Raw genomic sequence first — 12,306 nt, 5'->3', positions numbered from 1 at the left:
ACAATGAGCACCAGCACTGTTGAACGTTCACGCGGAAGCTATGTCGACCGTCCGTCATCGAGTTCGCTTGCGGACGTCATCGAGATCATCCTCGACAAGGGCCTGGTCATCGATGCGTACGTACGCGTCTCGCTGGTGGGGATCGAGATCCTCACCATCGACGCGCGCATCGTCATCGCCAGCGTGGACACCTATCTGCGCTTCGCCGAGGCGACGAACCGGCTCGATCTGACCCAGCAGGGCGGACGCGACCTGCCGGAGATGATGGGCGGAATGATGGAGAACGGCTCCAAGGGCAAGACCCAGGGAGCTGTGGAAGGCATCAAGGAAGCCCTCACCCCGGACGACTCCGATGACGACTCGGGCGAGAGCTCGAGTCAGGAGAAGACGCGTCGCCGGACCAAGCGCCCGGCGCGCAGCTCCTCGGAGTCCGAATGAGCGAAGAAGGTGCCCCCTCAGCAGACCGGTATCTGTATGGGATCGTGCTCGCCGATGCCGAGTTGCCGACCGGACCCGATGGAGTGCAGGGCAATGCGCTCACGCTCGTCGAGTCCGGGGCGGTGGCGGCAGTGGTGACCGATCTCGTGGATCCCGAGATACTGGGCACTCCCGAAGCTCTGCAGAACCACAGCGTCGTCCTCGACGAACTCGCCGATAAGCAGCCGGTGCTGCCCTTGGCCTTCGGCACGGTGGTCCCCGGAGACACCGACATCGCCGGTGATGTGCTGGCTCCGCAGGCGGACGTCTTCGCCGAGGCGCTCGACCAGTTGGCAGGATGCACGCAGTTCACCCTCAGGATCAGCTTCGACCGCGACGCGATCCTGCGGGAGGTCGTGCGCAGCAACCCCGAGGTGGCCGAGCTGAGGGAGAGGATCAGCGGCACGAGCGAAGACGAGACCCGGAACGAGCGCATCCGGCTCGGAGAGATCGTCGTCAAGACGATGGAGAGCTGGCGAGCGACCGAAGCTCCTCCGATCCTCGAGCGGATCCGCACCGTGGCCGCCGAGACGGCGATTCGCGAAGTCGGCCAGGCCGAGGACGTCGCCGAGATGGCGGTGCTGGTACGCAAGGACGCGCTCGAAGAGTTCGACTCCGTCATCGAAGGCTTCGCGGAGGCGAACCAGGAGCGGATGAGATTTCGGCTGGTCGGTCCGCAGGCACCCTACGACTTCGTCCCCGAGATGTAGGAGACGTCATGGGACTCCTGTCAGCAGTCTTCGGTGCTCCATTGGCACCGCTCAAGGGGACCGTATGGGTCGCCGAGCAGGTCAGAGGAGAAGCCGAGAAGCGCTATTACGATCCCGGTGCCATCCGGCGCCAGTTGGAAGAGGTCGCCGGGGCACGCGAACGCGGATCGATCAGTGATGACGAAGCCGATGCCCTCGAGCGTGAGCTCGTCGGACGACTGCTCGAAGGTCGTCGGCGCAGAACCGAGGAGGACCGATGAGCGAAGAACCCAGTGCAGATGGGAAATCTGCAGGAGGCGCGAGTGAGAAGCGTGCGCGGAAACCGAGCGAGAACGTGACGGAGGCGTCGTCCCGCCGCTCGTCCGCCTCGGCATCAGCTGCACGTGAGAAGTCGGCATCGTCATCACACGAGAAGTCGGCGTCATCGGCACGGGAGAAGCCGAAGGCGTCCCCGCGCTCGCAGAGCCGCTCTCAAACCGGGACCGTTAAGAGGATCTCTGCGGTCAGAGCGGTGAAGAAGGCGATCGAGCAGTTCAGCACCCTCACGGGCAGGCCTCCCGAGTCCGTGGTCGGCACGAGGTGGAAGGACGACCACTGGTCCGTGCGTCTGGAGGTCGTGGAATCGCGACGCATTCCCGACAGCGCGGATCTGCTGGCCGAATACGAGGTCGAGCTCGATGAGGACGGCGAGCTCATGGCCTATGACAGGAAGGATCGCTACGTTCGTGGTCGGCCGAGCGAGTGACCGAAAGGGCGATATGAGCATCACGAATCAGCCGAATGATGCGATGCAGCCGCAGCGCAGCCAGGAGGGCACGCTGCTGCACGTCGTGGAGACGCTGCTGGACAAAGGTCTGGTCCTGAACGCGGACATCATGGTCTCCGTGGCTGGTGTCGAGCTGCTGGGAATCCGGATCAGGGCGGCCCTGGCCTCCTTCGAGACCGCGGCCCGTTACGGTCTGGACTTCCCCGCGGGCACGGACCGGGAGACCGTCGCGTGGAAGGAAGCAGTCGAGCAGAAGGACACCTGCCCCGAATGCGGGAAGCGCTCCGAGCTCGCACAGCTGATGAACGACTACTGCCCATGGTGCGGGTGGCAGAGTGCGCGTTCGAAGCGGATCGAGGCCGGGGAGCCGGCCCAATTGAACTCCGCGGACGACGATGACACCTCCGCAGAGGAAGACGCCGCCTCTTCCGCTGACGATGCGAGAGCTCCCGCCGCCGGTTCTTCCGCCGACGACCGCTGAGGCGACCATGACCGGATACGCGAGCATGCAGCCCACCCGCGACCCGCGGGCGACCCTGCCCGATCTCATCGAAGTGCTCCTCAACAAGGGGGTCCACCTCAACCTCGACCTCATCATCTCGGTCGCGGACATCCCGCTCATCGGAGTCAACCTGCGCGCCACGATCGCCGGCATCGAGACGATGCTCGAGTACGGGATGATGCGCCAGTGGGACAGCGACACTCGGGAATGGGTGCAGAGAGCGGTTCGCACGCACCTGCCGATCGCCGACGACGAGGAGATCCTGGCGAAGATGGCCGGCGGTCACTATCAGGACAACTTCTATCGGACCTGGCGCCCCGGAAGCGCCTATCTCACCTCGCAGCGTCTGATCATCCACCGGCGAGACCCCGCAGAGACTCTGTGGCAGGCACGCCTGAACTCGATCGCCTCCGTCTCCGCGCTGCGCCAGGCCTCCATCGGAGGCGAAGAGCGCACACGCATCCTCGTCCGGCTGAGCGATGGCAGCGAGACGATCCTCTCGGCCCTCGAACCCGACCGACTCATTTCCCTGGTGCAGGCCGAACTCGACCGCGTCGACGAGCCGGCACCCTCGAGACCGGAGGCGAAGCTGACAGTGGATCGGCCTCTGCGCGAGGGGAGGATGTGGTTCCTCGAGGAACTGTCGTCGGGGAGCACGTGGCGCGGGGGACAGGCATCGCTTTCGAGCACGGAACTGACCTGGAGGTCGCCGATGGACGGGCGCGCACGAGTGAGGATCTCTCCCGAGCAGCTGCAGGACATCCGTCGGGAAGAGCGCAGCAACCCGACCGACGAACGGCGGGTCCTCATCCTCGATACCGCGGACTCGACCATAACCCTGGCCGCAGACGACGTCGGCGCATGGTCCGCCGGACTCGACGACTGGCGGACCGTGCCCGGTGACAGGTGTCCCGCGCCGCTCGAAGCCACCGTGTCACCAGGCCGCAACCCCGACGACCGTGTCGGAGAAGGAGCAGCATCATGGCGCTGAACGTCAACGAGGAAAGCCTCAAACACGGGGTGCTCACCCTCGTCGTCACCCTCGTCGAGGTGATCCAAGAGGCCCTCGAGACCCAAGCCGTGCGCCGTATGGAAGGCGGGGACCTCACCGAGGACGAGCAGAACCGCCTCGGCGAGGCTCTCCTCGAACTCGATGAGGCGATGGACCAGATCAAGGACCAGCACGGGATCACCGGATCCGTCGAGGATCTGCACCGCGGCCTCGACGACGTCGTCGACGAGGTCGTCGACAAGCTCATCAATCCGGCCAGATGGGCCGAGGAGAACGGAAAGGGCGTCGAATGAGCGACGGTACCGAGAAGCTCTACGTCTACGCCATCGTCCCCGGCGACGGCCTCGCCCCCGCCGTCACGGGAATCGACGGATCCGCGCTGCACATGGTCGGCCGCGACGCGGGGCCCAAGGCCGTGACTCACCGGCACACCGGGGGCCCCTTCGATGGTCCCGACGACGATGTGCGCCGTTGGGTGCTCGAACACAGTGAGGTCATCGACGATGTCTGGAAGACCGCAGCCGCCGCCCTCCCGGTCTCATTCAACGTCATCGTCCGTTCGGACACCGACACCGAGGCGACCGCAACCGAACAGCTCGAAGGCTGGCTCGACGACTCCGCCGACACGCTCAACCAGCGGCTGACGGAGCTGCGCGACACGTCCGAGCTGCGCGTCGAACTCTCCCTGGACAGAGCTCTGCTCGAGGAGGTCCACGATGAGGTCTCCGGCATGAAGGAGGAGATGGACAGCCGGCCCGCCGGAGTGCGCAGACTGCTCGAGAAACGTCTGCAGAAGACCGAGAAGGAGATCGTCGACCGGGTCGCCGACAGCATCTATCCGGAGATCAGAGCCCGAGTCGCCTCTCACTGCCTCGACATCGAGGAGCACCGCTCGACGGCCCGCGAACCGGGGCTGACGCCTGTGCTCATGGCCTCGTGTCTGGTGAGAAACACAGATGTCACGGCGTTGGGAGCCGAGCTCACCGCGCTGCAGAATCAGCAGCCGGCTCTGTCCATCCGCTTCCTCGGTCCCTGGCCGCCGTATTCTTTCGCCGACGTCTCCGTCGGCGACGACAGGCCGCGCAGCGGAGCGGACACTGAACCATCAGCCGCGGACGCACCAACGAAACCACACGGGGAGAGACCATGAGAGTCGCAGTCATCGGAGCCACCGGGAACGTCGGTACGGCGATCCTCGACGTTCTCAGCCGGACTTCTGAAGTCACCTCGGTGCTGGGGATCTCCAGACGGATGCCCGACACCGAGGCCGAGCCCTATACAGGATGCGAATGGAGAGCGATCGACGTCGCCGCCGCGAGCAGCGAGGACACGGCCCACCGCGATCTCACGGAAGCGCTGACCGGTGCCGAAGCCGTCATCCACCTGGCCTGGCTGATCCAGCCCAACAGTGACCGGGATCTGCTTCGGCGCGTCAACGTCGACGGTACGGCCCGGGTGGCCGCGGCAGCGGCAGCGGCGGGTGTGCCGCATCTCGTCGTGGCCTCTTCGGTCGGCGCCTACTCTCCCGACGACAGTCTGGACAAGCGCGACGAGGAGTGGCCGACCGAGGGTATCCGCTCCTCCCACTACAGCGTGGACAAGGCCGCCCAGGAGCGCGTCCTCGACGACTTCTGCGCCGACCACCCCGAAGTCACCGTGACTCGGCTGCGCCCCGCGCTCATCTTCGGCGCCCCGGCCGCCTCGGAGATCCAGCGCTACTTCCTCGGAACCTGGATGCCCGTACAGCTGCTGCGAGCAGGCCGGCTGCCGTTCCTGCCGCTGCCTGAGGGACTGCGTGGCGTCCAGGCCGTCCACTCCACGGATGTGGCACGCGCCTATGTGGCCAGTGTCCTCCACCGCCGCGCAGGCGCCTTCAACATCTGCGCCGACGATGTGCTCTATCCGAAGGATCTGGCCGTACTGCTCGATCACGGCAGACACGTCCCGCTTCCGAACGGCGCCGTGCGGGCGGCTCTGAGCGTGGGCCACAGCAGCTCATTGGTCGCAGCCGATGCAGGATGGCTGGACATGGGCCTCAACGTGCCGCTGATGGACAACGGCCGCGCACGTCGAGAACTCGGCTGGGAGCCGGAATACAGCGCCATGGACTCCGCGCGCGAACTGCTCAAGGGCATGGCCGACGGCGAGGGTGCCGCCTCCGTCCCGCTGCGTCCGCGCGATCCCGAGCAGCCGCAGCTGCGGGCGATCGACGACACGAGCACAGGGCACGAAGCATCGGATGCGGGCGGGGAGCACAGTGAGGTCGACATGGACCTCCTGGGCCGCTATCTCAGCGACCATCTCACCGGGGCCACCGCCGGGGCGGAGCGGATCGAACGGATGGCGGCCGACTTCGTCGATACGCCCGTCTTCGCAGCCCTGTCCGAGTTGGTCGCGGAGATCCGCGGCGAACATCTCTACGTCCAGCACCTCATCGGCCAGTTGGGCCTCCGACGCCGTCGTCTCGCCGAGGCGGTGTCGTGGGCCGGTGAACGGGTCGGACGGCTCAAGAGCAACGGCTCGCTGCTCAAGCGCTCGCCCATGACCCTCGTGCTCGAAGCGGAGCTGATGCGCAGCGCGGTCGTCGGCAAACTGGGGATGTGGCAGACGCTCGAAGACAATGCCGAAGCACTCGGCTTGGATGCCCAACAGTTCCGTGCGTTTGCCCAGAAGGCAGAACACCAGCGCGGAGTGCTTGACTCAGTCCACGGCTACGCACGGAGCAGAGCATTCCGCCGGGATCTGGCTGTCTACGACCAGGCCTCGGGGGTCAGCCCTGTGCGAGGCGACTGAGACACCGTATCCTGCCTGACCCGGTCTTCGACGCCTCCGAGCGTATCAACGCGCTGTGAGCCGTATTCCCGGGCTTCCGCTGCCGGCGACGCCACCCTTCTTCAGCAATGGCATGCAGTGTCTCAGGACTCGACCCGGGCCCAGGCCCGGTGCTCGCTCAGGCCCTCCTGCAGCTGCGAGAGCGCTGTTTCGAGGTCATCCTTGCAGTAGACTCCGGGGTCGTCGGCCTTGATGCCGTACTTCTCCATCATGGTGCAGGAGTCTCCGCTGGCGGCGATGAACTTGAGATGACGCCACGCTTCCGTTATCAGGAGCTCGATCTCGGTGGTCAGCTCGGCGCCATCGGCGAAGAAGAAGGCGTCGAGTTCGCTCGAGGCTACGGTCAGGTATGTCCGCTCGACGGCGACGCTCCGCTCGCCGGAGGTGATGCGTCCGCCCACCGGAGCGATCGTGATGGGGACCATTCCCGCCTCGGCGATGCGGTCGTAGGCCCGGATGACCTGCTCCGCGTCGGTCTCACCGCCGGTGACGATGCCGATCTTGCGCCCGTCTACCGGCCAGCGCTTCCCCAGCTGGGACAGTGCCGGACTCGGTTCGATATCACTGCGCGGCGGTGTCTGAGCCACAGGGATCTCGAGACCCAGCCCCTCGGCGACCATGCGGGCAAGCTCCGAGTCGATGCAGGCGAGCACAGCGACCTCGCGCTCCCGGATCGTCTCCTCGTAGCATTTGCCGAGCTCGAAGGTGAAGGCATCGGCGAGGTGCTGCTGTTCGACGGGGGTGAGGCTGAGCCAGAACATGCGCGGCTGGGAATAGTGGTCGTCGAAGGACTCCGGCGAACGCCGTTCCTTCTTCGACGCCGGAATCTCGTGGGCGATTTCGACGAACGTATGCTCGTCGGTCTGCTCGGCAGGGAACGGGTTGCCGCCGTCGAGCGAATTCGGCTTGTACGGTGCGGCGCCGCGATGGTCGGCAGTCTGGTGCATTCCGTCGCGGAACATGTCGTTGACCGGGCAGTGCGGACGATTGATCGGGAGCTGAGAGAAGTTCGGCCCGCCCAGTCGGGTGAGCTGGGTGTCGAGATAGGAGAACAGCCGCCCTTGGAGCAGAGGATCGTCGGTGATGTCGATGCCCGGCACCAAGTGCCCGGGATGGAACGCCACCTGCTCGGTCTCGTCGAAGAAGTTGCTGGGGTTGCGGTCGAGTGTGAGCATACCCAGCGGCTGCACAGGCGCGAGTTCCTCGGGCACGATCTTCGTGGGGTCGAGCAGGTCGATCCCCTCGAAAGTCTCACTCGGATCGTCCGGGAAGACCTGGACACCGAGTTCCCATTGCGGGGCCGCTCCGGCTTCGATGGCATCGGCGAGGTCCCGGCGGTGGAAATCTGGGTCGACGCCGTTGACCATCTGCGCCTCTTCCCAGATGAGCGAATGGACTCCGGCCTTCGGCTTCCAATGGAACTTCACCAGGGAGGTCTCACCGGCGGTGTTCTCGACTCGGAAGGTGTGGATCCCGAAGCCCTCCATCGTCCGGAAGGAGCGGGGAATGCCGCGGTCGGACATCTGCCACATCGTGTGATGAGTGGCCTCGGTGTGCAGGGACACGAAGTCCCAGAAGGTGTCATGGGCGCTCTGCGCCTGCGGGATCTCACGGTCGGGGTGGGGTTTGGCCGCATGGACGATGTCGGGGAACTTGATCGCATCCTGGATGAAGAAGACCGGGATGTTGTTGCCGACGAGGTCGAACACCCCGTCCGTCGTATAGAACTTCGTGGCGAAGCCCCTGGTGTCGCGAACGGAATCTGCAGACCCCCGCGAGCCGACAACGGAGGAGAAGCGCGTGAAGACCTCCGTTTCCACATCGGCGGCGAGGAAAGCTGCCTTCGTGATGGTTACGGCATTGCCGTAGGAGACGAAGGTGCCATGGGCGGCAGAACCGCGGGCGTGGACCACACGTTCGGGAATACGCTCATGGTCGAAGTGGGTGATCTTCTCCCGCAGATGGTGGTCTTGGAGCAGGGTCGGTCCCCGCGATCCCGCCTTGAGCGAATGGTCCGTGTCGTAGAGTCGAGCGCCCTGAGCCGTGGTCAGCCAGCTGCCCTGCTGGGCCTGATCCGCCTGGGTGTCGCTGCTGGGGACCCCGGTCGGCGTCGTCGGGCGCGGTCCGCTCTGGTCCTGCTTCGGCGGCAACGGCTCCCGCGGGGTCGTCGGCTCATCGAAGCCCGGGGTGCGGGAACCGGGCTTTCCGGGAACGGTCGGACGGTCTTCTGAACTCATGATGTCTCCTCACTGATGACAGGACTCTCAATCCTGCGTTGGCGTGTTCTGACAGTAGAGGTGATCCGCGAACGCGTGGAGTCCCTTGTGCCGAAGCGGGAAGCGGATCATGATTCCGCGTTCGGATCGAGGACGACCTTGATGCAGCCGTCCGTCTTCCGCTGGAACATCTCATAGGCTTCGGGAGCCGATTCGAGGGGAAGCCGGTGGGTGACGAGGTCATCGACGCCCAGCGGATCCTCGGAGCATTCGACCAGCGGCAGAAGGTCATCGGTCCAGCTGCGGACGTTGCACTGCCCCATCCGCAGCTGGATCTGCTTGTCGAAGAGGGTGAGCAGCGGCATCGGTGAGAGCGCCCCACCGTAGACACCGCTGAGGGAGAGGGTGCCACCTCGGCGGACCAGGTCGATCGCCGCGTGGAGGACGGCCGTCCTGTCGATTCCTCCGGTCTCCATGAGCTTCCGTGCGGCGGGCGGGGGCAGCAGACCAGTCGCCTGCTGTGCAGCCGAGGCCAGCGGGGACCCGTGTGCTTCCATCCCCACGGCGTCGACGACGGCGTCGGGCCCACGCCCGGAGGTGGCCTCTCGGATGGTCGAATGTGCGTCCTCGTCGAAGTCGAAGACCTCGATCCCGTGGCGAGCGGTCATGTCACGCCGTTCGGGGACCGGGTCGAGACCGAAGACCTGCGCGCCGAGGTGTCTGCCGATGCGGGCGGCGAACTGTCCCACGGGCCCCAGGCCGTAGACGGCGAGTGAGTCTCCTTCTCTGATCCCGGCGTATTTCACTGCCTGCCAGGCCGTGGGGAGGATGTCGCTGAGGAAGAGGTAGCGGTGGTCGGGAAGATCGGCACCAACCTTGATCGGCCCGACTTCGGCATAGGGGACACGGAGGTATTCTGCCTGCCCGCCGGGCACGGACCCGTAGAGTCGAGAGTAGCCGAACAGCTGTGCCCCGGACCCGTACTGCCTCACCTGTGTCGTCTCGCATTGGGTGCACAGCCCCTGCGCGCACATCCAGCAGCGGCCGCAGGAGATGGGAAACGGCACGACCACCCGATCGTCGGCCGACAAGCCGGATTCGGGACCGGCCTCGACGACTCGACCCATCGTCTCGTGCCCGATGATGTCTCCGCGGTCCATGAATGGTCCCAGCACTTCGTAGAGGTGGAGGTCGGACCCGCAGATGGCGGTGGAGGTGACTTCGATGATTGCGTCATTCGACTTGTGGCGGATCGGATCGTCAACCGTCTCCACCGAGACGTCTCGTTTGCCTTGCCAGGTGACTGCGCGCATTGCTTTATCTCCTTCTCGATCGACAGTCTGTTCGTCCGCTCGGGCTTATCTGTTCCCCGGCGGAGGTACTGCCGTCGGGGGTGGAGCGGGCGCACGGAAGCCGACTGCGCGATGGGAGCCGTCGCACAACGGAGGAATGCCGGTCTTGCCGCACCGGCACAGGGCGACCACCCGGCGATCGGTTGCCCTCTCCTCTCGCCCCGGTGCCGTGAGGACGGTGAAGTCGCCGCGGACGAGCAGAGGCCCGTCCGGGCATGGGGTGATGGTGACCGGGTCGCTCGAACTATCCACAGACAGCCTCCTTCGGGGTCTTCCTCAGCGAGGACTCTCCTGCCGACCAGGATTCGAGCATGTGAGAGCCGCTGATATCGTCGAGGCGAAGGCAGGAGGCGGCACCGAAGATGATGTCGGGAATGAGGCCGGGCTCGTCATCGGCGGCTCCTCCCGCGAGGTCGTGCGCCGCGATCTGCTCGTGCACAGCATCGGCCTCGACGTGCTCATCGAAATACCATGTGACCTCCCGGCCGAATCCGTTCCTGCTGAAGGCGCGGGAGTAGAGGCCGTTGGGAATGGACGAGGTCATCTCGAATGCCGCCAGATGCCCGATCGCGGCACCTCGCAGGCGTCGGTTGAGACCGAAGAGATTCATCGCGTTCACCGACGCGAGAGTGATCGCGGGGACCTCGTCGAGGTAATGGTCGGGCCTGTCGTCGAGGTCGAACCCGCGCAGCGTTCCGGCGAAGATCTCGGCGTGGATGTGGTCGGGTCTGCCACCTCCATACTCGTCGGCCTGGATCTCGACTAGAGCTGCCTTCGCCCGACCGCGGAGTCGGGGGATCGCCCAGGAATGGGGGTCTGCCTCGCGGAGGGTGTAGATGGATTTGTGGATGAGGAATTCTCGGAGCTGATCGACTGACGCGTGCCGCGCAGCCCACGTGGCCAGTTCCGGCTGCGCCACCGCACTCGTCATGGAGAACAGCGTCTCGGCCAGCTCTGGGCCGGAGCGCGGAATGAGGTCCGGTAAGGGCGCGAGTGCTCGCAGCGCGGTTTCGAAGCGGTGCTCGATCTTTCCGCGGACGCCGATCAGCGACGGGTGCCACTCCCAGTCTCCGTGTACGAAATCGGCAGGGCCGGTGTGCAGGATATAGAGAAGATGGAGCGCCAGCTGCAGATCCTCGTCGCGGAACATGTCCTCACTCGACACCAGTGCAGAAGAAGCGGCCGCGTCGAGATCGGGCAGCAGCTCAGCAGCTTCCCCGCCGTCAGATGTGAGCACGCTGAGCAGCAGCGAGGTGACCTCGCCTCTCGACCGAGGCGCGAGCCCGCGCTCCGGCGCAGTGAGCGGCACAGGGCTGTTCAGTTCGTCGATCGCGCCTGTCTGTGTCATCCGCTGGTTCCTCATCGTCGGTGGTGGCTGAACTGACAGCTTGACAAAGTACAGCGCCGGTGTCAGCGGCCGTACGAGACTCACACTTCATCGCCGCTGAGGCGTTGCGCAGCCGCGCAACCAGGACTCCGGCTCCGTCTGCGGTCCGGAACGGCAACGGTGTCTGAGGCACCCGTCGGGGGCGGCGGCCCCCTGGACACGCCTCGGGAGCAGTCAGCATGATGAGTGTCCTGCACCCGGAGAATCGGTCATCCGACCGTTCCCGCTGCGGGAGAGCACCCGACACGCACACTGACACGAGGAGACGGTGAAGATGACGACAGCACGTGAGCTGATGACTCCGGGCGCGAAGTGCGTCGGCGAGAACGAGACACTCGAAAAAGCTGCACAGGACATGCGCGAGGAAGGCTTCGGGTCTCTTCCGATCTGCGGAGAGGACAATCGACTCAAAGGCATGATCACGGATCGTGACATCGTCGTGAAGTGCATCGCAGAGGGCGGAGATCCGAAGACGGCGAGAGTCGGGGATCTAGCCCAGGGCAAGCCCGTGACCATCGGTGCCGATGACAACGTCGGTGAGGCGCTGCAGACGATGAAGGACCATCAGGTCCGCCGACTTCCTGTCATCGACGGGCACGAACTCGTGGGCATGCTCGCTCAGGCCGATGTGGCTCGCAGCGAGTGGGACACTCGCATCGGCGACCTTCTGGAGAAGATCTCCGAGTGAGACCGGTGGTTAGTCGAGTGTGCGCTCATGCTTATGCCCCACGTTCTTGGGCAGAGTCTGCATCTGGGCACTGATCTCCGGGTCGCTGTCGATGTGCTTGCGGGCGATCGGGCACGAGACGGTGATGGGGATCCGGCGATTCAGTGAGTCTTCGAGAGCCAGGCGCAGGAGTTGGCGGCAGTGCCGTTCCGAATCGAGGGGCTCAATGGCTTCGCAGTAGACGAACATGATCTCGTCCGGTGTGATCGTGTAGTGAAGCGAAGCGACGAGCTGTCCCGGAAGGTAGAGATCGAACTTGGAAGCTTCGCTGTTGTTGAGCAATGTGTACACAGTGGTCCCCTTGAATTCAGGACGGAGGCCATCT

Annotated in this window: 15 protein-coding genes; 10 read left to right on the top strand and 5 right to left on the bottom strand. The window is 65.2% G+C overall.

Translation table 11 applies throughout. From position 1 onward, the window contains the following. Window positions 1-3: 3 nt before the first annotated feature. Genes gvpJ through ACOZ9V_RS14910 form a run of 9 tightly spaced genes read left to right on the top strand, consistent with a single transcriptional unit; the run spans window position 4 to window position 6,260 of the window. Window positions 4-438 carry a gas vesicle protein GvpJ gene (gvpJ, locus tag ACOZ9V_RS14950; RefSeq protein ID WP_434591303.1) on the top strand — a complete coding sequence of 145 codons (435 nt, stop codon included), beginning with the start codon at window positions 4-6 and terminating at the stop codon, window positions 436-438. Beyond that, window positions 435-1,187, top strand: a complete 753-nt coding sequence (locus ACOZ9V_RS14945; protein ID WP_434591300.1) for a GvpL/GvpF family gas vesicle protein — start codon at window positions 435-437, stop codon at window positions 1,185-1,187. Before gvpJ ends, ACOZ9V_RS14945 begins: the two co-directional genes overlap by 4 nt. Window positions 1,188-1,195: 8 nt before the next feature. Then, window positions 1,196-1,447, top strand: a complete 252-nt coding sequence (locus tag ACOZ9V_RS14940; RefSeq protein ID WP_434591297.1) for a gas vesicle protein GvpG — start codon at window positions 1,196-1,198, stop codon at window positions 1,445-1,447. Then, a complete protein-coding gene (locus tag ACOZ9V_RS14935) occupies window positions 1,444-1,932 on the top strand; it encodes a gas vesicle protein (protein ID WP_434591294.1) in 489 nt (162 codons plus the stop codon). Before ACOZ9V_RS14940 ends, ACOZ9V_RS14935 begins: the two co-directional genes overlap by 4 nt. A 13-nt stretch (window positions 1,933-1,945) precedes the next feature. Beyond that, window positions 1,946-2,434, top strand: coding sequence for a gas vesicle protein (locus tag ACOZ9V_RS14930; RefSeq protein ID WP_434591292.1), 489 nt, complete (start codon window positions 1,946-1,948; stop codon window positions 2,432-2,434). 7 nt (window positions 2,435-2,441) lie between these two features. Beyond that, the gene (locus ACOZ9V_RS14925; RefSeq protein ID WP_434591289.1) at window positions 2,442-3,446 is read left to right on the top strand and encodes a gas vesicle protein; all 1,005 of its coding nucleotides are present in this window, start codon (window positions 2,442-2,444) and stop codon (window positions 3,444-3,446) included. Further along, window positions 3,437-3,760, top strand: a complete 324-nt coding sequence (locus ACOZ9V_RS14920) for a gas vesicle protein K (protein ID WP_434591287.1) — start codon at window positions 3,437-3,439, stop codon at window positions 3,758-3,760. Before ACOZ9V_RS14925 ends, ACOZ9V_RS14920 begins: the two co-directional genes overlap by 10 nt. Next, complete coding sequence (locus ACOZ9V_RS14915) at window positions 3,757-4,617, top strand: GvpL/GvpF family gas vesicle protein (protein WP_434591285.1); 861 nt, start codon at window positions 3,757-3,759, stop codon at window positions 4,615-4,617. The genes ACOZ9V_RS14920 and ACOZ9V_RS14915 overlap by 4 nt, the downstream gene beginning before the upstream one ends. Next, window positions 4,614-6,260, top strand: a complete 1,647-nt coding sequence (locus ACOZ9V_RS14910; protein ID WP_434591283.1) for an NAD-dependent epimerase/dehydratase family protein — start codon at window positions 4,614-4,616, stop codon at window positions 6,258-6,260. The genes ACOZ9V_RS14915 and ACOZ9V_RS14910 overlap by 4 nt, the downstream gene beginning before the upstream one ends. 122 nt (window positions 6,261-6,382) lie before the next feature. On the opposite strand, the gene ACOZ9V_RS14905 is transcribed toward ACOZ9V_RS14910, so the two are convergent. From ACOZ9V_RS14905 to ACOZ9V_RS14890, 4 genes are all read right to left on the bottom strand, one after another. Next, window positions 6,383-8,536: a catalase gene (locus tag ACOZ9V_RS14905; RefSeq protein ID WP_434591280.1), complete on the bottom strand. Its 2,154-nt coding sequence runs from the start codon at window positions 8,534-8,536 to the stop codon at window positions 6,383-6,385. 107 nt (window positions 8,537-8,643) lie between these two features. Further along, window positions 8,644-9,828: an alcohol dehydrogenase catalytic domain-containing protein gene (locus ACOZ9V_RS14900; protein ID WP_434591277.1), complete on the bottom strand. Its 1,185-nt coding sequence runs from the start codon at window positions 9,826-9,828 to the stop codon at window positions 8,644-8,646. Between the two features lie 45 nt (window positions 9,829-9,873). Further along, window positions 9,874-10,119 (bottom strand): CDGSH iron-sulfur domain-containing protein, encoded by a 246-nt coding sequence (locus ACOZ9V_RS14895; protein WP_376905810.1) that lies wholly within the window; start codon window positions 10,117-10,119, stop codon window positions 9,874-9,876. Continuing rightward, window positions 10,112-11,215: an iron-containing redox enzyme family protein gene (locus ACOZ9V_RS14890; protein ID WP_434591273.1), complete on the bottom strand. Its 1,104-nt coding sequence runs from the start codon at window positions 11,213-11,215 to the stop codon at window positions 10,112-10,114. Before ACOZ9V_RS14890 ends, ACOZ9V_RS14895 begins: the two co-directional genes overlap by 8 nt. 313 nt (window positions 11,216-11,528) lie before the next feature. Here ACOZ9V_RS14890 and ACOZ9V_RS14885 point away from each other — a divergent pair, with 313 nt between their 5' ends. Beyond that, window positions 11,529-11,942, top strand: coding sequence for a CBS domain-containing protein (locus ACOZ9V_RS14885; protein WP_376905806.1), 414 nt, complete (start codon window positions 11,529-11,531; stop codon window positions 11,940-11,942). A gap of 9 nt (window positions 11,943-11,951) precedes the next feature. Here ACOZ9V_RS14885 and ACOZ9V_RS14880 read toward each other — a convergent pair whose 3' ends face one another. Then, complete coding sequence (locus tag ACOZ9V_RS14880; protein WP_434591270.1) at window positions 11,952-12,272, bottom strand: hypothetical protein; 321 nt, start codon at window positions 12,270-12,272, stop codon at window positions 11,952-11,954. Between the last annotated feature and the right edge of the window lie 34 nt (window positions 12,273-12,306).

The sequence above is a fragment of the Brevibacterium sp. 1718 genome (assembly GCF_051131255.1).
Classification (GTDB): domain Bacteria; phylum Actinomycetota; class Actinomycetes; order Actinomycetales; family Brevibacteriaceae; genus Brevibacterium; species Brevibacterium sediminis.
Note: the sequence above shows the minus strand (reverse complement) of the source record. Positions and strands in the feature narration are given on the sequence as shown.

Coding starts and splice junctions, on each gene's coding strand:
- gvpJ (WP_434591303.1), top strand. CDS start 4: ATGAGCACCAGCACTGTTGAACGTTCACGCGGAAGCTATGTCGACCGT.
- ACOZ9V_RS14945 (WP_434591300.1), top strand. CDS start 435: ATGAGCGAAGAAGGTGCCCCCTCAGCAGACCGGTATCTGTATGGGATC.
- ACOZ9V_RS14940 (WP_434591297.1), top strand. CDS start 1,196: ATGGGACTCCTGTCAGCAGTCTTCGGTGCTCCATTGGCACCGCTCAAG.
- ACOZ9V_RS14935 (WP_434591294.1), top strand. CDS start 1,444: ATGAGCGAAGAACCCAGTGCAGATGGGAAATCTGCAGGAGGCGCGAGT.
- ACOZ9V_RS14930 (WP_434591292.1), top strand. CDS start 1,946: ATGAGCATCACGAATCAGCCGAATGATGCGATGCAGCCGCAGCGCAGC.
- ACOZ9V_RS14925 (WP_434591289.1), top strand. CDS start 2,442: ATGACCGGATACGCGAGCATGCAGCCCACCCGCGACCCGCGGGCGACC.
- ACOZ9V_RS14920 (WP_434591287.1), top strand. CDS start 3,437: ATGGCGCTGAACGTCAACGAGGAAAGCCTCAAACACGGGGTGCTCACC.
- ACOZ9V_RS14915 (WP_434591285.1), top strand. CDS start 3,757: ATGAGCGACGGTACCGAGAAGCTCTACGTCTACGCCATCGTCCCCGGC.
- ACOZ9V_RS14910 (WP_434591283.1), top strand. CDS start 4,614: ATGAGAGTCGCAGTCATCGGAGCCACCGGGAACGTCGGTACGGCGATC.
- ACOZ9V_RS14905 (WP_434591280.1), bottom strand. CDS start 8,536: ATGAGTTCAGAAGACCGTCCGACCGTTCCCGGAAAGCCCGGTTCCCGC.
- ACOZ9V_RS14900 (WP_434591277.1), bottom strand. CDS start 9,828: ATGCGCGCAGTCACCTGGCAAGGCAAACGAGACGTCTCGGTGGAGACG.
- ACOZ9V_RS14890 (WP_434591273.1), bottom strand. CDS start 11,215: ATGACACAGACAGGCGCGATCGACGAACTGAACAGCCCTGTGCCGCTC.
- ACOZ9V_RS14885 (WP_376905806.1), top strand. CDS start 11,529: ATGACGACAGCACGTGAGCTGATGACTCCGGGCGCGAAGTGCGTCGGC.